Origin of the sequence: Aquidulcibacter sp., from assembly GCF_049239865.1 — a bacterium.
Lineage (GTDB): Bacteria > Pseudomonadota > Alphaproteobacteria > Caulobacterales > Aquidulcibacteraceae > Aquidulcibacter.
The window spans coordinates 1-22,251 of the sequence record NZ_JBMLTR010000077.1 but is presented as its reverse complement, the minus strand read 5'-3'; the positions used below and the strand labels follow the sequence as shown (position 1 = coordinate 22,251).

The window sequence follows — 22,251 nt, the reverse complement described above, 5'->3', positions numbered from 1 at the left end:
CGGATGGATCGGCGCACATTTACAGTCTCAGCTCTTGGCGCTCTTACCTTGGCAGGTTGCCGAGAGGACCCCGCTAAAGCTTTGCACGGGCAACGCCTACCGTCCGTTCCGGCAAGCCTGATCGACGGCACGGGCATAAATCTCGCCAGTTTGGGCCGCCCAGCCGTTATTCGCTTCTGGGGGCTGTGGTGTGGGCCTTGCCGGATTGATGAGCCGCATTGGGATGAGGCCGTGCGCGCTTTAAAGCCACTGCAAGGGGCAAAGCCCCGCTTTGACCTCTTCAGTGTTCATATCGGCCTCGCGCCCAAGGATGGGCCCAGTCTGCCGGTTTGGGCAGAAAGCCGCGCTTCAGACGTGGCCATTCCGATTGTCGATGATCGCACCCAGCGGCTTACGAAGTCGATCGGGGTGCCTGGCACGCCACTGACCTTGCTGGTCGACGCCAAAGGGCAGGTCATCGACCATGCTTGGGCGTTTAAATCGTCGCGCGGTGCTGCAAGATTTGTAGGCAAAGTACGCGATTTTGTGGGATCAGCCTGAGCTCATGCCTTGGCAAGGCACGTCACTTCGATCACATTGGGCACATGAACACGATGACACGCAGAGACACCCTGACAGGCCTTGCGGCCGGCACCATTGCCAGCACCGTCGCGCTAGAGGCAGAAGCTCAAACGGCACCAGCCGCACCCGTGGATCGTCGACCACGCACCTATGATCTGATTGGGCAAGCGGCACCTGCGACAGACCTTGCGCGTTTTGGTGGTGGCCGACTGACGCAGGCCGACTTCTTGGGCAAGACCACGATTGTTCAGTTCTGGGGGATATGGTGCCCGGATTGTTTGGCCGATGTAGATGATGTGGCAGAGCTTAATCGCCTGATCGCACGCGACCGCAAACTCCAATTCATTGGCATTCATACACGTGGGCGCTATGGCCGCTGGGGTGGTTTGGCCCCATTCTTTGCCGAAAAGGGCTATCGCTTCCCTGTCGCGATTGATGATGACAGCGCGGCTTATAAGGCTTGGGGCATCAAATGGGTGCCGAGTTTTGTGATCGTTGGCAAAGATGGCATCATTCGCGATTACACAACCGATTTGAAAGCCGGCTCTGGCATTGGGGTCCAAGGTCTGCTCGACAGAGCCAAAGCGGTTGCGAAAATAAAAGGACGCGCTTAACCACGATTGCTAACGCAAACGTGAAGCCTAGCCCCTATAATCCGGCCTTATGTCTGAGAGTTTGTACAGGCCCGGCCCTTGTTCTGCCCAAATTGCGCCCGACATACCGGGGCGAGCGCCACGCGGGCTGCCGATTGGAATGACGAACGTGCGAGCTGCCCTGCCGCCTAAGACATCTGACTTGCTCAAAGAGTTGCACGACGCCTTTCCGGGTGAAGAGCAAATCGCTGTGCGCGACGTTTTGGCCCGTCTGGATGGCCGTGCTTTTGGCCTGCTTCTTCTAATTCTGGCCCTGCCGAATTGCATTCCCAATGTGCCCGGAATCTCGACCGTTTTTGGCATTTTGCTGGTGGCACCAGCCCTGCAGATGATTTTTGGGGCAGGCACGCCTTGGATTCCCAAACGTATTGGCGATCTGAAAATTGAGCCCGCGACCTTTCGCAAATGCATCGACGTGTCGATGCCGACTTTGTTGAAGATTGAAAAGCTGGTGCAACCACGCTTTCAGTTTTTGACTCAAAAGCCTGTCACCATTTGGTTCGGCATTCAGACACTCATTTTGGCAGGCATTCTCACCTTGCCGATTCCCTTGGGCAATTGGCCCCCAGGGATGAGCATTGCCGCGCTGGCGATTGCTCTCTTGCAACGTGACGGCCTGATGGCTCTGATCTCGTTTGGCTTCTTCTTGTTGAGCTTGGCGGTCGCACCCCTCGGTATCGGCATGGCGATTGCCGGCCTAGATTGGTTAGTTGGCGTCGTGTCCAACACTATTCATGCGGTTCACTTCTGAGGCTTGGTGATCACCGCCAGCACGACCCCGACCCCAACCACCGCTAATCCAAACAACGCGCCAATCTTCACATAGTTCAACGATGACCACAGCATCAGTGCACTGCTGCCTGCAAACACGAGCGGCAAGACTGGGTAGAGCGGTACTTTAAAGGGCCTTGGCTGATCGGGCATCTTTCTGCGCAACACGATGACCGCCAAGCCACTCGCTGTCAGGAACGCCCAATAAACGGGGGCGGTATAGTCTACCAGTGTTGAAAAGCCTTGATACAGGGCACCCAGAACAACGAGGCCAACCGACACAATCCCTTGTGCGATGATGGCGTTGGATGGAATTCCACGTTGACCGTCCCAAGACCCAATCCAGTTCAGGCCAGTACGTTCACGGGCGGCGGCATAAGTCGTGCGCGCACCGACAATGATGGTTCCGTTGATGGAAGTGATGGCCGCAGCTGCTACCGCAATCGCCAAGACGATCCCGGCTTGCGGGCCAAAGGCGCGCGCCATCAGGTCGGCGGCCGGTGCCTTGGACTGCGCGAGGCCTTCAATACCCAGCCCCCGCAGCAAGGCCCAATTGGCCATCAAATATAACAGGGTGATGATTACGACCGACCCTAAAAGCGCCTGCACCATTCCGCGTTCAGGGTTTTTAATCTCGGCCGATAAGGTCGACATTTCACTCCAGCCGCCAAAGGCCAACAACACAAAGACAAGGGCATAGCCTAAACCTGCCGCATTCGGACTGTGCCCTTGACCGGTCGTTGCTGGTGCAATGGCGGAAACAACCAGCCAAGCTGCCGCCGCAGCCAGCGCCAACAGGCCGATCACTTCGAGGCTGGTGATTGCGTAGTCGGCACCTTTGCCGCCAGTGGTGCCGCGCAGATTGAAAAGGGTCATCACCACCACACTCACCAAAGCGAATAGGGCGGGCCCATTTGGGCCTAAGTTCCAAACCAAGTTGAGATAATCACCAATCACAAAGCCCAAAAGGGCGATGGAGCCTGTGTTGATGATTGAAAATCTGGCCCACGCGAAGGAGAAGCCAAAACTTGGGCCATAGGCTTTGGTCAGGAAGTAATAATCGCCGCCGGGGCTGGGATAAGCGGTTGAAAGCTCGCCATAGCAGAGCGCCCCCATCAAGGAGATCAGCCCACCAATGATCCAAACGCCATAGACGGCCCAGACGCTGCCGGCGTTTTCAGCAACCAGAGCTGGAGATTTAAAAATGCCCGCGCCGACTACCATGCCGACTGCGATGAAAATCACATAGGGGACAGAAAGGTGGCGGGTCGGGGTCGCGGCATGAGGATCGTGCATGACGCGAGTGTGTCGTCCGAAAGGGCGGGGGTCAATGATGTGGGCGACAAGAGCCGCAGGTTCCGCTGCCCTGCACTTAGGGCAGCGGAAAGCGCGCGATTATTGGACGGGCTGCCCGATGGCTGCCCGGGCTGCATTGACTTGATAGGTGCGCAAATAGTCACCAAGAACTTGCGTCATGAGCACGCCAGCTTCTTTGGTTTGTGGATTGGCCCAGAATTGGGTGCCGGCTGCACCGCCCCAGAACATGGTGCCGACAGGCGCGCCGCTGGGGTAGAGATTGGAGTCGACGACGGTGCCAAAGCCCAACCCATAGCTATAGCCCTGCTTCACCAAATTGGCGTTGGCTTTTGGGCCCAGTTGGTCCTTGCCCATTTCGGCAATCGAGGAAGCCTTTATGATCCGCACCCCGTCTAGCTCGCCTTGGCCTGCGATCATGCGTGCAAAGCGCACATAGTCACTCAAGGTGCCGACCAGACCCGCACCGCCAAACTCGATCCGCGCGGGCTCTAAGAAGGGGCTTTTGGCTGGTGGGTCACCGGGGCGCAAGGCTTCGTGCATGGGCACGTCCTTGAGGCTTTTGACATAGCTATCAATGCCGCCTGTAGCTGGCTTGATCTTTGAAACGGCGAAATAGACATTTGCCAGGTTTTCTTTGTCCCCTGGCTGAACTTGAAACGCCGTATGCTTCATGCCCAAAGGCGTGAAAATGCGGTCCTTAAAGAAGGTGCCAAGGCTTTGGCCGGACGCCACTTCAACCACACGGCCCAAGACGTCGATCGCAATGCCATAGGTCCAAGTTTCACCCGGTTGGTTGGTGAAGGGGGTGGCAGCAACCCGGTCTGCCAAATCCTGCAGGTTGGCGACTCGCGGACCCTTGAAGCCAGGCACAGGCTCGGAAGGGGCGCGCTCAATGCCATTCATCGCATATAACCGCTCAACCGGCTTGGTCGGGCCCCACCAAGGAATGCCGGCCGATTGGCGCATCAAGTCGCGCACCGTTAACTGGCGGACCGCTGGCTCTGTCTTCAAGGTCTCCAGCGTGTCGCCGCTGACATAGACCACGGTCTTGGCAAAAGAGGGGATATAGGTCGACACAGGCGCGTCGAGATCCACTTTGCCCTCTTCTACCAACATCATAATCGCCACAGCCGTGATCGGCTTGGTCATAGAGTAAAGGCGAAACACCGTGTCTGGCGTAATGGGCTTACCCGTTTCGACATCGGCCAAGCCGACATAGGTCGACTCAATCCGACCGTAGGAATCCACCAAGGCTGCTGAAAAGCCGCTGGCTACTTTCTTGTCGACGCCATCTTGTAACACCGTCCGCATGGCGGCGACGCGTTCTGGCAAGACCGAGGGCGGCGGGGTGGCAACGCTGGCACTCGGCGATTGGCTTGTCGCGCACCCACTGAATGCCAGCAGACTGGTGCTGATCGCCAAGGCGGCAAAAATCGGTTTTAGCTTGAACATGTAGGCGCTGCTCCCAGAAACGTGTTGTTTTGCGATCTTGTTTTGATAAGGCAATCATCTGTTTAATTGGGCGCTCTGGTCAAGGGCACGCCGACTAATTGACGGCACATTCAACAGACAGGCCAAGCGCCAATGTCCGCCTTCCAGCTCTAGAGGGATTTTTGGGTATGAATCGTCGCATCATTCTTCAATCAGCAGCTATTGGTGCCGCGTCTCTGATGCTGCCGGGGTGTGCGGGCAGTGGGGTGTTGCGGCAGCGTTATCCCCGCCGTCCGCGTGTAAAATTAGGGATCGATCAATTGGTCCAGTCGGGCTTTGCAGCCTTGGACGGCCAGCGCGTTGGCTTCATCACCAATCAGACGAGCGTCGATCAAGCCGGAACCATGTCGCGCGTGGTGCTACAAAGGGGCTTAGGGCCGCGTCTGACCGCCTTGTTTGGGCCAGAACATGGGCTGGATACGCGCGCGAAGGCAGGCGACCACGTGGCAAATGCGCAAGATCCGATCACGGGCTTGCCAGCCTATTCCCTCTATGGCGAGCACCGAAAGCCCACGCCAGCCATGTTGAAAGACGTGGATGTATTGGTGTTTGATATTCAGGACATTGGGGTGCGCAGCTACACCTATATCTCTACTATGATCCTTGCGATGGAGGCTTGTGGCGAAGCCGGTAAAGCCTTTGTCGTGCTCGACCGACCAAATCCCCTCGGTGGCATACGGATGCAGGGCCCGCCCTTGTCACCGGGCTTTGAATCCTTTGTCAGCCAGGTGCCAGTGCCCTATCTGCATGGCCTCACCATCGGTGAATTGGCGAGGATGGCCATAGCGAAAGGCTGGGTCGCCAAAGCCCCTAAGCTGACGGTCGTGCAAATGGCGGGCTGGGAGCGGCGGATGAATTGGGCGGATACGGGCCTTAATTGGGTGGCGACCAGCCCGAATATCCCAACTTGGGAATCGCCCTTTTATTGCGCCACGACGGGCATTTTGGGCGAGCTGAAGCAGGTGGATATTGGGATCGGTACGGCAAAACCATTCCATTATGCGGCAGGGCCGGGCATTGATGGTGCTACCTTAGCCGAAAGCCTAAGCCAGCAAGGCTTCCGCGACATCCAGTTCAAGCCCTATCAGAGCCAAGTGAAGCCGGGCTTTGGCGGGGTGGAGCTGATCATTGATCCAAGGGGGCAGACGGACCTGATGGCCGTTGCGATGGCCTTGTGTGCAGAGGTCGTCGCACGTTCGGCCAAGGCACCCTTATCGGGCAGTACAGCTTCCACGCGCAGCCTGTTCAACAAGGTCTATGGCAGTGAAGCCTTGTGGTCGGCACTGGAGGCGGGGGCGCCTTGGCAAAAGCTCGTCGCGGATTGGCAGGGGCCTTTAGAGCAGTTCAAAGCCGATCGCGGGCCGCATCTCATCTATCGCTGAATTTGAAAACCTGATGGGCCCAGATAAGGCCCATCAGGCAGCTTGGAAGATTAGGCGGCTTTGCCAGCTTTGGCTTCGCCTTCGATCAGCGGCGCGTCATTGGCACTGGAACTCGCACTGGCAGCGCCAACTTGGATCGCAATCTTGCGAGGCTTTAGGGCCTCTGGCACTTCGCGCACCAAAGATAGGCTCAACATGCCGTGCTCAAGATTGGCACCGGTCACGCGCACGTGGTCGGCCAATTGATAACGGCGTTCAAAGCCACGTTCGGCAATTCCGCGATGCAGGAAATTGCGGCCTTCTTCACTCGAGGCTTTTTTGCCGGTGACGGTCAGAAGACCCTCTTTCAGCTCAATCGACAAGTCTTCGGGGCCAAAGCCCGCCACCGCCAACTCGATGCGATAGGCGTCTTCGCCAGTCTGCTCGATATTGTAAGGGGGCCAGCCCGTTGCCGTATCCAAACGGGCACCGGTTTCGATCAAATGGGCCATCCGGTCAAAGCCGACGATGGTGCGATAGAGGGGGGTTAAGTCAATCGTACGCATTTTGTCCTCCTAGAAGCGACAGGTTCACCACGCGGAAAAAGGGCCGCGCACCCAGCGAACTCCACTGTCTCACGCAGACTTCCGCTTGCTCTCTAGAGCCAAGTGGAGGGCCGCGCTTATGAGCCCGGTGGCGATCCATGCGGCCCGTTTGTTGGCACCGCACAGCCTAGTTGGGAGTGCGTTTTTGACTGTGCAAGGGGCAGATGTCCAAATTCTGACAGGAGTTTCATGTCCTTGAGGCTTGAGCCCGTGGCGTAAACTAGGATAGGCTAACGCTCTTGAGTTTCGCTTTGGCTCACTTCAAAGCTGGTAGCCGGTAGTCAAAGGGAGAAAGAGGCGCATGACATTTCGCGCTTGGGCACTCGCCGGAACTGCCAGCATCATGGCGTTAAGCGGAATTGTGTCAGCCCATGCGCAAGTTCCCGACCAGCAAGTTTCGGAAAGCCAGCCGACGACGGGGCCAACCTCTGTGTTTGTGCCGCCGGCTAATCCCGTTCCGCCTTTAGACGAACGTGCACGTGAAGCATTGCGTCGGGCGGTCAAGGGTGACCAGCGCATTGATGCTCAGCGGGATCGTTGGCGCAATCCAGAGGCGACCTTACAGTTTTTCGGCGTGCGCCCGACCGATGTAGTTGTTGAGATTTGGCCAGGCCAAGGCTGGTATTCCTCGATACTCGGTCCTTATTTGAAGCAGGGTGATGGTAGGCTAATCGTTGGTCACTGGGATGCCGCCGCGTCCAACTCCCAAGTCGTTCGTCAGATGGTTGACGCATACCGGGCGCGCTTCGCTGCCGACCCAGGGGTCTATGGCAATGTCAACGTGGTGCCTTTTGGTCCGCGATCCATGCCAATGGCACCGCCCAATAGCGTCGATAAGGTTTTGACCTTCCGCAATATCCACAATTGGATGGCGCAAAGCTGGGCCGAGAAGGCGTTTGCCGACTTCTACACCGTCTTGAAGCCCGGCGGCATCCTTGGAATTGAGGAGCATCGCGGCCGCACCGACGAGCCGCAGGACCCCTTGGCGCGCGACGGCTACGTGCGCGAGGATTATGTGATCCAATTGGCGCGTGAGGCAGGGTTTGAGTTTATCGGCGGGGCAGAGATTAATGCTAACCCTGCTGACACTAAGGACCATCCATTTGGCGTTTGGACCTTGCCGCCGGTATCGCGGACCTCGCCAATCGGCGAGAAAGATGACCCGGGCTTTGATCGCAGGCGCTATGATGAGATTGGCGAAAGCGACCGCATGACCTTGCGCTTCCGCAAGCCCTTGGATGCAACCGGTGTTGGCTTGGCTTCTTCGCGGCCAACAGCCGACCAAATCCCTGTGACCATTATTCCTGGCCCACCACCACCACCTCGCCGTGGCCGTCGTGGGTCGCCGCCACCGCCACCACCTCCACCCCCCGTTGTGGCAGGTGTCGAAGCCAAGCCGGATGCGGCAGGGGTGGCACCTGCGCCCGACCCTAAGCCGGGGGCTGCTGTTACGCCAACTACTGGCCTTCGCCCTGCGACCGAAGAACCGCAGGCCAAAGCGCCGTCACCGCCCGCGCCACCCCCGCCGGCCAGTCGGCGCGGGTCAAACACCAAGGCCCGCACAGCGGCGCCTGCCCCGGCTCCTAGCGCGGCCTCAGTGCCAACTGATGCGGCCTCTACCAAGCCGGTCGGTGACGCACCACCGGCTGATGCGACGCCCGATCCTGCGCCAAAGGCAGCCACTGAACCTGTTGCCACGGCTACCCCAACGCCTTTGCGTCCGCGTCAGCGCGGCGCAACACCCGCAACGCCAAAGGCTGGTGAGCCAAGCACCGCGGCGAGTTCGACGACAGCTAAGCCCAAGTCCGGTGGCTCTGGTTCGCGCGATGCCGAAGCAACGCCCGCGCCCAGCCCGTCCACGCGGTCACGGACGCGTTCCGGCACAGCCTCTACCCCTGCCGAGGAAACGAAAACCAAATCAGGAACGGCTGCAAGCCGAAAGAAGGCAGAAGAGGAAGCCCCGGCTACCACAAACCGTCGCAGCTCACGTCGTCCAGCCGCAGAACCCGCTGAGACCAAGGCACCTGCTAGCAAGTCTAAATCCAAGGCCAAGACAAAAGCGGCGGATACCGAAACGACGCGCCCTGCCTCGAGCCGGAACAGAAACCGTCCTGAAACCAAGGCTGAGCCCAAAAAGAAGTCGTCAAGTACGGCGGCACCCAATAGTCGCACCAAGGCAGCGCCAAAAGCTGCCCCAAGCAAGAAGTCCGCGCCGCCTGCTAAGTCTAGTCCCAACAAGCCGGACTGGGTCGTGCCGCCGAAGAAGAAAAAAGAATAGGCACGTGGTCTCACAAGTCCGTGAATCTCGCCGTGCGGCCTCGACATTTCGGGCCGCTTAGGCGACATGGCACGCATACGATAAGCCCGACTCATGGAGCGGCGCAGGTCCCTGTGTCGCCGGTCGGTTGAAGGAGACAGATTATGCGTAGTGCCCGAAATTCCTTGCTTGCGGTCAGCGCGATCGTCATCGGTGCTTTGTGCGCCACCCCCGGCATGGCTGGAACTGCGGCGGCTAAGCCAAAGGCCGCGGCACCAGCAGCAGGTATGACTGCGCAGGCCGTCGTCGATGGTGCGTGGCGGACTCCAGAAGACCGGGCGCGTGATGGCGTTCGTCATCCCGTCGATTCCTTTGCCTTCTGGGGCATTAAGCCAAACATGACTGTGGCTGAGATCCGGCCAGGTGCGGGCTATTGGACCGATCTATTGGCCCCTTATTTGGCCGCAGGCGGTGGTAAACTGATCGTCACCTCTGGCGACCCTGACAAAATGAGCGATGCGCAAAAAGCCGGTCGTGACCGCTATTTGAAGCGCTACCAAGATAATCCATCCCTTTATGGCACGTTGGAAGTTGGTGTGTTTGCTGCCAATTCGGACAAATTGCTTGCTGCACCAAATAGCGTCGATCTGATCATCAGTTCACGGAACTTCCATGGCTTTGTGTTGCAGAACATCAAGGATTATGCGCTGAAGTCCATGTATAGCGCACTGAAGCCCGGCGGGCTGGTGGCGATTGAACAGCACCGCGGTGACGCACGACGGCCACAAAATCCCGCCTCGGGCTATATTCGGCAGGACTGGGTGATCGCGCAAATGCGTCAGGCCGGTTTTGAATTTGTTGCGGCGTCTGAGCTCAACGCCAACCCGAAGGATACCAAGGATCATCCATTCGGGGTGTGGACCTTGCCACCCACCTTGCAGACCGCGCCCAGTGGCCAGCCGGCTAATCCAAATTTCGACAATGCCAAGTATAAGGCTATTGGCGAAAGCGACCGGATGACTCTTCTTTTCCGCAAGCCTGCCAAATAAGATTACTGACCAGATGAGGGGCCTTCGCGATAAACGCGGGGCCCCTTTGCCCATTCACGAAACTTCTACTGTCTTCAATCGACGACTTACCGAAATTTAAGGTGACAGACATCTACAGCATGCGCAGGCTGTTTTGATGACATTACCAGCCAACGCTACCCTTCTTGGATTCTCGCTTGCAGCACTCAGTCTGGTTTTGACTGCCAATGCACAAACCGCGTCTGGCGAAGGTGTTCGCCAGGTGCCGGTTAAAAAGCTCTTCCCCTATTATGATCTCTATCTCGGCCTGCCACCACAAGACCGTGACGGTTTCTATTTGGAATATTTGATCCAGTCCTCAGGGGCGAATGTCCGTCCACGCATGTTCTATGCTTTGGGTTCCGTACGCACGCCTGTACAAATTGATTCCAAAGGTAAAATCTTGAATATGCCAGATTTGGCTATGCTCCGACAGGGCAAGTTAGAGGTGCCCGCCTCTGCGCCGCCCGGGCGCATTGTGCTGAATTTGGAGCCAGTTGTTCCTTTGGGCCGCACCATTCCAACAAGCGCGGTTTCTAATTCAGTGACGGACTATGCGAAAGCCATCGGGCGTGCAGGCCCACTGGCCCTAGCAATCCCGAAACTCACCGGGATTGCGTTCAAGGGCGTCCCCGGAGGGCAGGCTGTGTTTGCAGACGGTCGGAGGGTTTCTTTGCCGATTGAAGCAGGCATTCCCGTCTTTCGGCCTAGTCATGCGACCATGCGAGGTGCAGTCAGCCTTGAGTTTCCTGCGGTCCCAAGCCAAGCCGAGTTTGCACGCTGATCAGTCAACATAGGTACTGAACGCAAAAAGCCGCATAATTTAGCGAAATTGGCGCTATTTTGCAGATACTGGTAACATCCATTTAACTATCTTGCGACAAAGCTTGATTAGTTTTTACCATCGGTGGATGTCCGGAACCCGATTGAATGCCAGGCTTAAACTCTCTTCACGTACTGGTAGTCGATGACAATCCCCATATGCGGTCGATTGTCGTGGCGATTTTGCGTGGGGTTGGGATTGGGATCGTCAAAGAAGCCAGTGACGGCGCAGATGCGATGGAAGTCATGCGCGCGGGCGTGCCCGATATCGTCATTGTCGATTTGAACATGTTTCCGATCGACGGACTGGAATTCACGCAGATGATCCGCACCGCCGTCGATAGCCCGTTTCCCTTTGTGCCCATCATCATGATGACAGGTCATACCGAGCGCACAAAAGTCACGGCGGCACGAGATTCAGGTGTGAATGAATTGGTGGCCAAGCCCATCTCTGCGAAAACCTTGCTCGACCGCATCGTCGCCGTCATCGATCGCCCTAGGTCGTTCGTCAAAACGGCGACCTATACCGGGCCATGTCGTCGTCGAGGCACTAGCGGCAAAGACTATGTTGGCAAGCTTCGTCGTAAGTCGGACAATCAAGCAAAGAACGCACAAACTAACGAACCGAAAGAAGAAACAGCATGAACGCGGAGACCCCTGTAGAGCTGATTGCGCCAAGTTTCCGTCTTCAGCGGAAAATGGGTGGTCCAGCTTCGCGCATGCTGACGCCTGAAGCCTACCGAAAGGCCAATGCGGCATTGGAAGAGGTCATTCCCCCGATCGATGATGAAGTGCGTCGCTTGTTGCAGGAATTGCAAGACGCCCTGCAGGCCAAGCAAGCTGGCGGGCGCGACGTCATGTGGAATAATGCCCATGAAATTCGTGGGCTGGCTGGTACTGTCCGTAAAGTCACGTTGGGCCAGGCAGCCAATCTGATCTGTCACTACCTCAATGACACAGCCGCTGACTTCATCCCAGATCAGGGCGTGATGCAAACTATTGTCGTGGTGGCACATCAGGCCCTGCGCGAGGATGCCGACACGGATCCAATGATCAAAGTGTTGGTGCAAGATGGCGCGCGCGCCGTTCTTGCCCAGCGTCACCGCGAAGGCCGTGATTAAACGACAGTCGCGGCGCTTAGCCTAAAGCAGCATTCAACGCCGCTTCCACATCCTTCACCAAGTCTGCGCTATCCTCGATACCAACCGAGAGACGGACAAGACCGCTCGTCACGCCCAACTCGGCCTGAACTTCGGGGGCGAACGAGTAATGCGTCGTCGTGGCGGGATGAGTCGCGAGGCTCTTTGAATCGCCCAAATTGTTGGAGATATCAACAATTTGTAGCGCGTCTAGAAACGCGAAGGCCGCCTGCTTGCCGCCTTTGAGTTCAAAAGCCAGCAAGGTTCCGCCAGACTTCATTTGCCGGCTAGCGAGCGCATATTGGGGATGGTCGGTCCGGTGCGGATAGCGCACATAATTGGTCGCCGGATGGGCTGCGATAACATCGGCCAAACGTGCGGCGCTCGCACTAGCCCGCTCTACCCGCATGGAAAGCGTCTCAAGGCCCTTTAGGACGTTCCACGCCACAAAGGGCGACATGGCCGGGCCGGTATGACGCAGATAGGGGTCAATATGCTCTTCCATAAAGGCGGTTGAGCCGAGGATGGCTCCGCCCAATGTTCGCCCGGCACCATCCATATGCTTGGTTGTGGAATAGACCACGACGTCCGCGCCTAGTTCGAACGGGCGCTGGAGAATGGGCGAGGCGAAGATGTTGTCGACAATCAGCCTCACGCCACAAGCTTTGGCCAAGCCGGCTACCGCTGCAATGTCGCTGACGTCCAAAGTCGGATTGCTGGGGCTTTCGAGGAAGAAGGTCTTTGTGTTTGGCCGGATGGCCGCCTGCCACGCCGCAACATCGGTGGAATCGACCAGCGTAAATTCAATGCCATAGCGCGGCATGAAGGTTTCAATCACCCAACGGCAGGACGAGAAGAGGGCTTTCCCCGCCACCACATGATCTCCTGCGCGCAAGGGGGCAAGCAAAGCGGCAGTCACCGCTGCCATGCCGCTCGCCGTTAGTCTGCAGGTCTGTGCGCCATCAATGGCGGCCAAGCGCTCTTCCAGCATCCGGTTTGTCGGGTTGGCATAGCGGCCATAGAGATAGCCGGGTGCTTCGCCCTTGAAGCGGGCCTCTGCCTCACTGGCCGAGTCATAGACAAAGCCAGAGGTCAGGAAAATGGCTTCGCTGGTCTCTTTGTGCTGAGAGCGCGTCAGGCCACCGCGCACCAGAATCGTGTCGGGACTAAGCTGTGGGTGGGCGGAAGGATCGTGGGTTTCGTCAGTCATCTTATAAAGTCCTCAGCCCAACGAGGGCATGGGCAAATGCATCGGCGGAAAAGGGTTGTAGGTCATCGGCTTGTTCGCCCACGCCGACAAATCGGATCGGTAATTTATGTTTCTCGGTCACGGCAACCAAGACGCCGCCTTTAGCGGTGCCATCCAATTTGGTCATAACTAGGCCAGTGATACCGGCCGCATGGCGGAAGGCTTCGGTCTGAGAAATGGCATTCTGACCGACCGTGGCATCCAGCACCAACCAGGTCTCGTGTGGGGCATCGGGGTCCACCTTGCCGATCACGCGCACGACTTTGGCCAGCTCATTCATCAGTTCGGTTTTGTTTTGTAAGCGTCCAGCGGTATCGATCAGAAGGACGTCAATCCCTTCGGCCTTGGCACGGGTTAGGGCGTCAAAGGCGAGGCCAGCGGCGTCTGCGCCTGTTTCGCGGGCGACTACGGGCACATTGGCGCGTTCTCCCCAGACTTTGAGCTGCTCTACGGCTGCGGCGCGGAAGGTATCGCCTGCAGCCAACATCACCTTGTGGCCAGCTTGGCTCAGATTGTGAGCGATCTTGCCAATCGTGGTGGTCTTGCCAGAACCATTGACGCCAACAAACAAGATCACGCGCGGTCCAGCGGCACCAGCCGGTTGCTCAAAGGGTGAGCTATCGGTTTCAAACGGGCGCAAGATGGTGGCAATTTCATCCGCCAAGGCCTGCTTAATTTCTTCCGGGCTGATGTCTTTGCCGAAGCGGTCTTTTGAGATGCCAGCGCGAATGCGCGCCGATGCACTGGCTCCCAGATCGGCCGTGATTAAAAGCTCTTCCAGCTCATCCAGCGTATCTTGATCCAGCTTGGCCTTTGTGAAGACCGCTGTGACCCCTTCTGCCAAGCGCGAGGAGGAGCGCTGTAGCCCATCGACCAATTTGTCGATGACGTCTGCAGGCATTGGCTCTGGTTCAGGCGCTGGAACCGCAATGGCATAGGTCTGACGGACTAGGCCATCAGATCCCAGTTCCTCAATCGCGAGGCTCGCCAATCCATCCAGTTTGGCCGCCAAGGGCAAGCCGCCAGCGCGCGCGGTGATGAAAACCAGCTCTCGGTCCGCCTTGGGCTCGGCCAACAAAGTGACGCGCACGGCCGTCTCATCATAATCGGTGGTGACACCGATCACCCCCGTGATGCGAGAGGATGCCTCTTCGACGATGGGGCCGATTTCGCCTTTGAGTTTGTCGGGGTCGAAAGCCGTCGCGACAAAGCGTGCCGCCGGCACGCCCGGGCTGCCAGCCTGAGGCTCAAGCTTAGGAGCCGTTTCGGCCTCAAGCGCCTGATTTTTCTTCTTACCCCAGCCAAACATGGCAGCAAATCCCTCTGTGGCCAAGCAGCGAAAACCCTTGTTGCGGCCTCAGCTTAGACTTAGCGGAGGCAAGAGGCAGACGGAAGACGTGAAGTGCTTTTGTTCGGCTTCACAGCACGCGTCAGACATTCTATGACATCCGGGCACGCGGCTCTTTTTCGTCTGGGCCTAGAGCTGAAGCTACTGGCCAAGAGATGGATTTTCAAAAATGCTAAGCCGGATCGTTATTGTGGGTGCAGGCCAAGCCGCGACGCAAGCCGCAACCAGTCTGCGGGCAGGGGGCTATAACGGCCAATTGGTGCTGTTGGGCAACGAAGGCCTTCTCCCCTATCAGCGACCGCCTCTATCGAAAGCTTATTTGTCGGGCGCGATGGGTCTCGACCGTGTGATCTTGAAGCCGCTGGAAGCTTGGGCGGAAGACAAGGTCGAGGTGCATCTTGACGCAGAAGTCACCCGACTGGACCGGGCAGCCAAGTCGGTGACGACAGCCAATGGTCAAACTTTTGCCTATGATAAATTGATCCTAGCAACTGGCTCGCGCGTGCGCGCGCTGCCCTGTCCGGGGGCAGACCTTGCCGGCGTGCATTATCTGCGTAGCATTGCTGACGCCGACGGTCTGGGCCAAGAGTTGGGGGCTGGGAAGCGATTGGTTGTGATTGGCGGGGGCTATATCGGCCTAGAGGTCGCAGCTGTTGCCCGAAAGGCTGGGCTTGAGGTTACGATCTTGGAGGCCGCCCCGCGCGTCTTGGCCCGTGTCGCGCCGCCTGTCATTTCAGATTTCTTCCAGAAGCTCCATCGCGACGCTGGGGTCACCATCCTGACGGATGTGAAAGTCACCGCCCTCGAAGGCACAAAACACGTGACTGGGGTCGCGTTAGCTGATGGTCGCAGCATCGCCGCCGATCTTGTTCTGGTTGGCATTGGGATCATCCCGAACGCGGACTTGGCGCGGGAAGCTGGACTTAAAGCTGAAGATGGCATCGAAACGGATGAAGACGCCCGTACCAGCGATCCATCCATATTCGCGATTGGTGATTGTGCCAGCAGACCTCTGGTACATTATGGCCACCGTCGGGCGCGGCTCGAAAGCGTCCATAATGCGTTGGAGCAAGCCAAACTGGCTGCGGCGGCGATCTTGGGTCTGCCCCGGCCCGTCGAAGAAGCGCCTTGGTTCTGGTCGGATCAATATGACATCAAGCTGCAGATCGCGGGCCTTTCAACAGGGGCAACTCAATCGGTGGTGCGCGGCGATCCGTCGCAGAAACGCTTTGCCGTTTTTCATTTAGACTCCGAAAATCGGCTGCTTGCGGTGGATGCCATTAATGCGCCGCCTGAGTTTATCGTTGGCAAGCAGGTGATTGCACGGCATGGACAGCTTGCGCCCGCGCGTTTGGCTGATATGTCTGTGTCGATGAAAGAGATTGGGGCCAGCGCATAAGCGCCAACCCTAACCAGAAGCTCAAAGGGAACACAAAGCGTCATGGCGAAAGTCACATATATCGAACATTCCGGCACCGAGCATGTTATCGAAGTGCCAGTCGGCACCACCATCATGGAAGGTGCGGTCAAGAATCGTGTGCCGGGCATTGATGCCGATTGCGGCGGTGCTTGCGCCTGCGCGACCTGCCACGTTTTCGTCGATGCCGCTTGGATCGAGAAGACAGGTAAGCCCGGCAGCATGGAAGAAAGCATGTTGGATTTCGCCGAAGGCGTGACCCCTTTGTCGCGTTTGTCCTGCCAGATTTCGATGACGTCTGACTTGGATGGCATCGTTGTGCGTTTGCCGGCAGCCCAACACTAAGGTTTGATGCTGGCGCACAGCGCAGCAGTCTATGAAATTGCGCATGCCAAATATGCGCAGACACATGCTGGGCGATAGGGGAATGGCCTCGCCAAACCCCGCCGCACCTCTATAGTTTCCAAAATTGGCTCAAGGCTGCGATCATGCTGTGCCTTGCCAAGTAAGCAGGATAGGGTCTGTATGATCGGCGTTGTTGTGGTCAGTCACGGCTTTTTGGCGCGAGAGCTTATTCTGGCGGCAGAGCATGTGGTTGGGCCCCAGACCAATATGCAGGCCATTTGCATCGGCCCTGACGACGATATGCAGACACGGCGGGACGATATTCTCGACGCTTGTCGCAAAGTCGATGATGGATCTGGCGTGATCATCCTCACCGACATGTTCGGCGGCACGCCATCAAACCTCGCGATTTCGATTATGAATCGCGGCGAGTATGAGGTGATTGCAGGGGCTAATCTCCCTATGCTGATTAAATTAGCTGAAGTTCGTGGCCGCGAAAGCTTGCCGCGGGCCGTTTTTGCTGCACAAGATGCTGCCCGGAAATATATCGCTGTGGCGTCATCCTTGTTGGCGAGTGGCTAAAATGACTGAACGCGTGTCGCGGACCATCGAAATCGTCAACAAACGCGGATTGCATGCGCGCGCTTCGTCCAAATTCGCGCTACTCGCGGGCGAATATGCCGATAGCCGGGTGATGGTCGGGCGCGAGGACCAAGAAGTCGATGGCGAGAGCATCATGGATTTGATGATGCTGGCCGCGGGCATTGGCTCTGAAATCACCGTCTCGGCCGAAGGTCCTCGCGCCGAAGCCGCCCTCGACGCATTATGTGAGCTGGTCGCCAGTCGATTTGGTGAGGGTGAGTAGCCTCCTATCCGCCCTTCCCACCCCCCCAGCCCTTGCTCTTTGCCACCTACTCGGCTATAGGCCCCGCTCTTCCGCGCAATCAAAACGCGCGCTCTGATCCACACGGTCCTGCACGAACTGAGCAATCGGGGGCAAAGCAGATGGGGTGGACAGGGTTTCCCCGTCCGACGTGATCGTCCGGCGGGGCGTTTTGCGTTGCGTGTTTGCTTTTGGAACCACGCATGTTTGACGCGCTAACAGAACGATTGACGGGTGTCTTTGATACGCTCACCGGACGGGGTGCGCTGTCGGATAATGACGTGGATTCCGCCTTGCGTGAAGTGCGCGTGGCGCTGTTGGAAGCCGATGTGGCGCTGCCCGTCGTCAAAGCTTTTATCGCCAAAGTCAAAGAAGAAGCGGTGGGAGAGCGCGTTATCCGCGCCGTGAAGCCCGGCCAGCAAGTTGTCAAAATCGTCTATGATGCGTTGGTGGAAACATTGGGCGGCACTGGCGGCCCTGTTGATCTGATGCTCAACCAAGGCCCGCCCGCGGTCATTATGATGGCAGGTTTGCAGGGTTCGGGTAAAACCACCACGACTGCCAAGCTCGCTTTGCGTATGCGCACCCGCCTGCGCAAGAAGGTTCTGGTCGCCTCGCTCGACGTGCGTCGTCCTGCCGCGATGGAGCAATTAGCGGTTCTGGCGCAACAAGCCGAAGTCGACAGTCTGCCCATTATCGCTGGCCAATTGCCCGCTGAAATCGCGCGCCGGGCCATCACAGCGGGTCGCTTGGGCGGCTATGACGTGGTTTTCCTCGATACCGCTGGCCGGACGTCCATCGACGAAGATATGATGAGCGAAGCGGCAGAGATTGCACGCATCGCCAGCCCGATTGAAACCCTGCTGGTCGCAGATAGCTTGACTGGTCAGGATGCGGTCGAAACCGCGCGTCGTTTCCATGAGCGTCTGCCGCTGACTGGTATTGTTCTGACCCGCGCCGATGGCGATGGCCGTGGTGGTGCCGCGCTATCGATGCGCGCGGTGACCGGTCTGCCGATCAAATTCTTGGGCATTGGCGAAAAGATTGATGGCCTTGATGCCTTTGATGCCCAGCGTATTGCTGGCCGCATCTTGGGCCAAGGCGACGTTGTCAGTCTGGTTGAGCGCGCTGTTGAGAACGTCAAGCAGGATGAAGCCGAAAAGCTGGCCGCCAAAATGGCCAAGGGCAAGTTCGATCTCGACGATCTCGCCATGCAATTGCGTCAAATCCAGGCGATGGGGGGCCTCGGCGGTGTGATGGGCATGCTGCCCGGCGCGCAAGCTGCCAAAAAGGCCATGGAATCTGGCGCTGTTTCGGACAAGGGCGTCAAGCGTCAGATTGCCGTCATTCAGTCCATGACCAAGCAAGAGCGGGCCAAGCCCGATCTGTTGAATGCCAGCCGTCGCAAGCGGATCGCAGCGGGTGCAGGCGTCGACGTCTCGGAAGTCAACAAAGTTATCAAAATGCATCGCTCGATGTCGGACATGGTCAAGGCCATGGGCAAGGGCGGCATGAAGGGCCTGATGGGCAAGATGGGTGGCATGTTTGGGGGCAAAATGCCGCCGATGGATCCTGCCGCTCTACAACGTCTCGGCCAACAAGCGGCTTCGTCCGGCGGCGGTTTACCCGGCCTGCCTGGTCAGTCGCCTCCACAAGGTTTGCCCGGTCTGGGCAATACGCAAAATCCCGGTGGCTTTACGGGCCTACCAGGTCTCCCATTCGGGAAAAAGTAACGCAGAAACGACACATACACTCTGAAAGGTAAGTCTCATGTCCTTGAAAATTCGCTTGGCCCGCGGTGGCTCTAAGAAGAAGCCAGTTTACCGCATCGTGGTCGCTGAAGCCCGTTCGCCACGCGACGGCCGCTTCCTCGAAAAGATTGGTAGCTACAACCCAACTTTGCCTGACGACAATGCAGGCCGTTTGGTCATCGACGCTGAGCGCGCCGCTGAATGGATGAAGAAGGGCGCGCAACCAACCGACCGCGTCGCGCGCTTCTTGGCCGCTCAAGGCGTTGGCACCTATGTCAATGGCAACAACCCAAACAAGGGCAAGCCAGGCCAAAAGGCAACTGAACGCGCCGCTGAAAAGGCTCAAGCCTTGATCGATGCGCAAGAAGCCGCTGAGCGCGCAAAAGCGGAAGCCATCGAAGCTGCTGCACAAGCAAAGGCCGACGCGGCTGCTGCAGCTGCTGCCGCTGCTGAAGCCGCCGCTGCACCTGCTGAAGAAGTGGCCGCTGAAGAAGTCGCTGCTGAGCCTGCAGCAGAATAAGCCAGTATGAAGCGCCTTGCTGAAACGCTAGGTGCTGTGGTCGCCCGCCGGGATGCCCCCGGCGGTGCGGCCATTTTGTTTTCTGGCCAAGACATTCTTTGGTCCGGCACGGCGGGCGTCCGTGATGCCTCTCGTGCAAGCCCACTCCTTTTGACCAGCAAGGCGCGGGTCGCCTCCATCTCGAAAGTGGCCACCGCGCTTACCCTGCTCAAGCTCGTGGAAGCCGGTCAGATCGATCTGGACCGAGATATCTCTGACGCATTAGGCTTTCAGCTCCGCCATCCAAAGTTTCCAAAATCCCCCATCACGCCACGCATGATCCTGTGCCACACGGCCGGCATTCGCGATGGTGAGAATTATCGCGGGGTCGTGGGAGAAACGCTGGAAGGCTTTTTTGTTCCCGGCGGCAAAAACTGGAATGACGGGAAACATTGGGCAGACATGGCCCAACCTTTTGGCTTTTTTACTTATTCCAATTTGGCAATGGGGCTGTTGGCGCAGGCTTGTGAGCATGCCGGTGGCGACCGCTTTGACCGTTTAGCGCAAAAGCTTGTCTTTACCCCGCTAGGGATCGACTGTGGGTTCAATTGGTCTGGGATCAGTGATCAAGCCGCCCAAGAGGCAGCAACCCTTTATCGCCGCAAAGCGGATGGTGACTGGGAAGTTCAAGTCGACGGGGCTCCCGCCACCTTGCCGAGACCAAATATCGCCACCGACGCTGGCTTAAGTCTGAGTGACTATGCTCTGGGCAGCAATGGCCTACTATTCTCACCGCAGGGCGGCTTGCGGGCCAGCACATTGGACCTTTCCCGCATTGGCATGGCGTTAAGCGGAGCGGTAGCCTTGTTAGAGCCCGCGACCCGCGCCTTGGTCTTAACCCCGCAATGGACCTATCGGGCAGACCCCTTGAATGGCGATACGTCGGGCGGGGCATTCCAAGGCTTTGGGCTTGGTGTCCATCGTTTGATCCCCGGCGAGCAATGCCCGGTTGCAGGTCTTAAGTCTGAGATGGTCGGCCATTATGGCGAAGCTTATGGCCTGTTAGCAGGCCTGTGGGTGGATCCTGTTTCAACGCGCGGCTTCGCCTATTTCATCACCGGCAGCCTTTATGGTCCTGCTGCTGGGCTAAGGTCGGGCGTCTACCGGGTCGAAGAAGAAATGATGCAAGCTGCGGCGGAAGATCTGGGACTTGTTGATCTCTAAATCTGAGATAGTCTGCCTCTAAATATGGGGTATTGGCCATGTCTTTAGGCGCAGACTTTCAAGTCATCAATTTCATCCAAACCCGTGACCGACCCGCTGCCGTCGCCTTTTACCGCGATGTCTTGGGCCTAACCTTTGTGATGGATGACCCATTTGCGAGTATTCTGGATCAGGATGGGACAGGCTTGCGCATCACCCAGATTGAAGGATTTTCGCCCAGTCCTCACCCGGCGCTTGGCTGGCAGGTGAGCGATATTCAAGCCAGCATCCGCGCGCTGACTGCACACGGGGTCACGATGAAAATCTATGAAGGCTTTGGCCAAGACGAGATGGGCATTTGGCACGCACTGGGTGGCACCGCCAAAATTGCCTGGTTTGAAGATCCTGATGGCAATTTGTTGAGCCTTACTCAAGTTTGAAGCGCGCATTTCTGGCTTACCTTTGCGTCCGGTCCCGCTTCACGCTAAACACGCCCTATGAATTCAAGTCCGCCCCGCCCGACGACGCTCGCTGACCTTGATGCCCGTGCCCGCGATATCTTTCGCGATATCGTCGAGACTTATCTTGAAACCGGTGAGCCGGTCGGATCGCGTACCTTATCGAAGCGCGGCATCGGGCTATCTCCGGCATCGATCCGCAATACCATGGCTGATCTAGCCAGCCTCGGTCTTTTGGACGCACCCCATTTAAGTGCCGGGCGCACACCCACGCATACCGGCCTGCGCCTCTTTGTCGATGGTCTATTAGAGATTGGTGACTTGGGCCGGGAAGAAAAGGCCGAGATCGATTCAAGATTGGCGGCGGCTGGTTCGGATTTGTCCAGCGCCTTGTCTGAAGCCTCGCTTCTGTTGTCGGGCTTAGCGGGGGGTGCGGGGCTCGTAACAACGCCGACGCGGGAAAGCCCGGTCAAACATGTAGAGTTTGTGCTGATTGGGCCCGGCCAAATCTTGGTCGTATTGGTATTTGACGACGGGCAGGTTGAGAACCGTCTGGTTCAAATGCCTGTCGGTCTCACGCAATCGCAGCTCCAAGAAAGCACGAATTTCTTGAACTTCCGCTTGAAGGGCAAAACCTTATCGGAAGCTGCAGCACAAGCGGTGGATGATGCGCGCCATGCTGAGGCGACCCTTGATAAGGCGGCGGCGAGTCTTATTGAAGCCGGTTTTGCCGAATGGTCTGGCGATGACCCAATGGCTGGGCGAAAACTGATTGTGCGGGGGCGCGCCAACTTGTTGGCCAATAGCCAAGCGGCGGGCGATCTTGAACGGGTGCGCATCTTGTTTGATGACTTGGAGCGCAAGCGCGACCTGATCCACGTCTTGGATGCGGCGCAGGAAGCTTCTGCGGTAAAATTGTTTATTGGTGCAGAAAACCCCTTGTTCTCCATGTCTGGTTCGGCTCTTGTCGCGGCCCCTTATATGGACAGTCAACGCCGAGTGCTTGGCGCACTGGGTGTGATCGGGCCAACCCGCTTGAATTATGCCCGCGTCA

General features: G+C 57.7%; 23 protein-coding genes. 18 read left to right on the top strand and 5 right to left on the bottom strand.

Annotation, left to right across the window (positions count from 1 at the left end; genetic code table 11):
* Window positions 1-3: 3 nt before the first annotated feature.
* From ACOVRA_RS05385 to ACOVRA_RS05375, 3 genes are all read left to right on the top strand, one after another.
* Window positions 4-540: a TlpA family protein disulfide reductase gene (locus ACOVRA_RS05385; RefSeq protein WP_421719406.1), complete on the top strand. Its 537-nt coding sequence runs from the start codon at window positions 4-6 to the stop codon at window positions 538-540.
* 53 nt (window positions 541-593) lie between these two features.
* Window positions 594-1,175 (top strand): TlpA family protein disulfide reductase, encoded by a 582-nt coding sequence (locus tag ACOVRA_RS05380; RefSeq protein ID WP_421719405.1) that lies wholly within the window; start codon window positions 594-596, stop codon window positions 1,173-1,175.
* Between the two features lie 139 nt (window positions 1,176-1,314).
* Window positions 1,315-1,965: an exopolysaccharide biosynthesis protein gene (locus ACOVRA_RS05375; protein ID WP_290805063.1), complete on the top strand. Its 651-nt coding sequence runs from the start codon at window positions 1,315-1,317 to the stop codon at window positions 1,963-1,965.
* Here ACOVRA_RS05375 and ACOVRA_RS05370 read toward each other — a convergent pair.
* Window positions 1,956-3,281, bottom strand: coding sequence for an APC family permease (locus ACOVRA_RS05370; RefSeq protein ID WP_421719404.1), 1,326 nt, complete (start codon window positions 3,279-3,281; stop codon window positions 1,956-1,958). The two genes, ACOVRA_RS05375 and ACOVRA_RS05370, sit on opposite strands and share 10 nt — an antisense overlap.
* A 99-nt stretch (window positions 3,282-3,380) precedes the next feature.
* Entirely contained in the window at window positions 3,381-4,754 is a 1,374-nt protein-coding gene (locus ACOVRA_RS05365; protein ID WP_421719403.1) for a serine hydrolase domain-containing protein, read from the bottom strand.
* A 167-nt stretch (window positions 4,755-4,921) separates the two neighbouring features.
* Between ACOVRA_RS05365 and ACOVRA_RS05360 the strand changes: the two genes are divergently transcribed.
* The gene (locus tag ACOVRA_RS05360; protein ID WP_421719402.1) at window positions 4,922-6,175 is read left to right on the top strand and encodes an exo-beta-N-acetylmuramidase NamZ family protein; all 1,254 of its coding nucleotides are present in this window, start codon (window positions 4,922-4,924) and stop codon (window positions 6,173-6,175) included.
* 50 nt (window positions 6,176-6,225) lie between these two features.
* On the opposite strand, the gene ACOVRA_RS05355 is transcribed toward ACOVRA_RS05360, so the two are convergent.
* Window positions 6,226-6,720, bottom strand: coding sequence for an Hsp20 family protein (locus ACOVRA_RS05355; RefSeq protein WP_298227029.1), 495 nt, complete (start codon window positions 6,718-6,720; stop codon window positions 6,226-6,228).
* Window positions 6,721-7,060: 340 nt separating this feature from the next.
* Here ACOVRA_RS05355 and ACOVRA_RS05350 point away from each other — a divergent pair, with 340 nt between their 5' ends.
* The 5 genes from ACOVRA_RS05350 to ACOVRA_RS05330 all read left to right on the top strand — a co-directional run bounded on the left by ACOVRA_RS05350 (window position 7,061) and on the right by ACOVRA_RS05330 (window position 12,026).
* On the top strand, window positions 7,061-9,037 hold the full coding sequence (locus ACOVRA_RS05350; RefSeq protein ID WP_421719401.1) for a hypothetical protein: 1,977 nt from the start codon (window positions 7,061-7,063) through the stop codon (window positions 9,035-9,037).
* A gap of 143 nt (window positions 9,038-9,180) precedes the next feature.
* Window positions 9,181-10,065 (top strand): class I SAM-dependent methyltransferase, encoded by an 885-nt coding sequence (locus ACOVRA_RS05345; protein ID WP_421719400.1) that lies wholly within the window; start codon window positions 9,181-9,183, stop codon window positions 10,063-10,065.
* 136 nt (window positions 10,066-10,201) lie between these two features.
* Window positions 10,202-10,867: a hypothetical protein gene (locus ACOVRA_RS05340; RefSeq protein ID WP_421719399.1), complete on the top strand. Its 666-nt coding sequence runs from the start codon at window positions 10,202-10,204 to the stop codon at window positions 10,865-10,867.
* A gap of 146 nt (window positions 10,868-11,013) precedes the next feature.
* Window positions 11,014-11,550: a response regulator gene (locus tag ACOVRA_RS05335; RefSeq protein WP_421719398.1), complete on the top strand. Its 537-nt coding sequence runs from the start codon at window positions 11,014-11,016 to the stop codon at window positions 11,548-11,550.
* The gene (locus ACOVRA_RS05330; protein WP_421719397.1) at window positions 11,547-12,026 is read left to right on the top strand and encodes a hypothetical protein; all 480 of its coding nucleotides are present in this window, start codon (window positions 11,547-11,549) and stop codon (window positions 12,024-12,026) included. Before ACOVRA_RS05335 ends, ACOVRA_RS05330 begins: the two co-directional genes overlap by 4 nt.
* 16 nt (window positions 12,027-12,042) lie before the next feature.
* Here the strand turns inward: ACOVRA_RS05330 and metZ are convergent, their stop codons facing one another.
* Together metZ and ftsY are read right to left on the bottom strand one after the other, a co-directional pair.
* Window positions 12,043-13,254: an O-succinylhomoserine sulfhydrylase gene (gene metZ, locus ACOVRA_RS05325; RefSeq protein WP_421719396.1), complete on the bottom strand. Its 1,212-nt coding sequence runs from the start codon at window positions 13,252-13,254 to the stop codon at window positions 12,043-12,045.
* Window position 13,255: 1 nt separating this feature from the next.
* Window positions 13,256-14,602: a signal recognition particle-docking protein FtsY gene (gene ftsY / locus ACOVRA_RS05320; protein ID WP_421719395.1), complete on the bottom strand. Its 1,347-nt coding sequence runs from the start codon at window positions 14,600-14,602 to the stop codon at window positions 13,256-13,258.
* 208 nt (window positions 14,603-14,810) lie between these two features.
* On the opposite strand from ftsY, the gene ACOVRA_RS05315 reads away from it, so the two are divergent.
* The 9 genes from ACOVRA_RS05315 to hrcA all read left to right on the top strand — a co-directional run.
* Complete coding sequence (locus ACOVRA_RS05315; protein ID WP_421719394.1) at window positions 14,811-16,040, top strand: NAD(P)/FAD-dependent oxidoreductase; 1,230 nt, start codon at window positions 14,811-14,813, stop codon at window positions 16,038-16,040.
* A 42-nt stretch (window positions 16,041-16,082) separates the two neighbouring features.
* Entirely contained in the window at window positions 16,083-16,403 is a 321-nt protein-coding gene (locus ACOVRA_RS05310; RefSeq protein WP_346381248.1) for a 2Fe-2S iron-sulfur cluster-binding protein, read from the top strand.
* A 180-nt stretch (window positions 16,404-16,583) separates the two neighbouring features.
* A complete protein-coding gene (locus ACOVRA_RS05305; RefSeq protein WP_290802985.1) occupies window positions 16,584-16,985 on the top strand; it encodes a PTS sugar transporter subunit IIA in 402 nt (133 codons plus the stop codon).
* Window position 16,986: 1 nt separating this feature from the next.
* On the top strand, window positions 16,987-17,268 hold the full coding sequence (locus tag ACOVRA_RS05300; RefSeq protein ID WP_421719393.1) for an HPr family phosphocarrier protein: 282 nt from the start codon (window positions 16,987-16,989) through the stop codon (window positions 17,266-17,268).
* 221 nt (window positions 17,269-17,489) lie between these two features.
* On the top strand, window positions 17,490-19,019 hold the full coding sequence (gene ffh, locus ACOVRA_RS05295) for a signal recognition particle protein (protein ID WP_421719392.1): 1,530 nt from the start codon (window positions 17,490-17,492) through the stop codon (window positions 19,017-19,019).
* A 37-nt stretch (window positions 19,020-19,056) separates the two neighbouring features.
* A complete protein-coding gene (rpsP, locus tag ACOVRA_RS05290) occupies window positions 19,057-19,557 on the top strand; it encodes a 30S ribosomal protein S16 (protein WP_290802992.1) in 501 nt (166 codons plus the stop codon).
* A 6-nt stretch (window positions 19,558-19,563) separates the two neighbouring features.
* The gene (locus ACOVRA_RS05285) at window positions 19,564-20,760 is read left to right on the top strand and encodes a serine hydrolase domain-containing protein (protein ID WP_421719391.1); all 1,197 of its coding nucleotides are present in this window, start codon (window positions 19,564-19,566) and stop codon (window positions 20,758-20,760) included.
* Window positions 20,761-20,798: 38 nt separating this feature from the next.
* Entirely contained in the window at window positions 20,799-21,179 is a 381-nt protein-coding gene (locus tag ACOVRA_RS05280; RefSeq protein WP_421719390.1) for a VOC family protein, read from the top strand.
* A 57-nt stretch (window positions 21,180-21,236) separates the two neighbouring features.
* Window positions 21,237-22,251 (top strand): heat-inducible transcriptional repressor HrcA (hrcA, locus tag ACOVRA_RS05275; protein WP_421719389.1); only part of this gene is annotated, 1,015 nt, incomplete at its 3' end.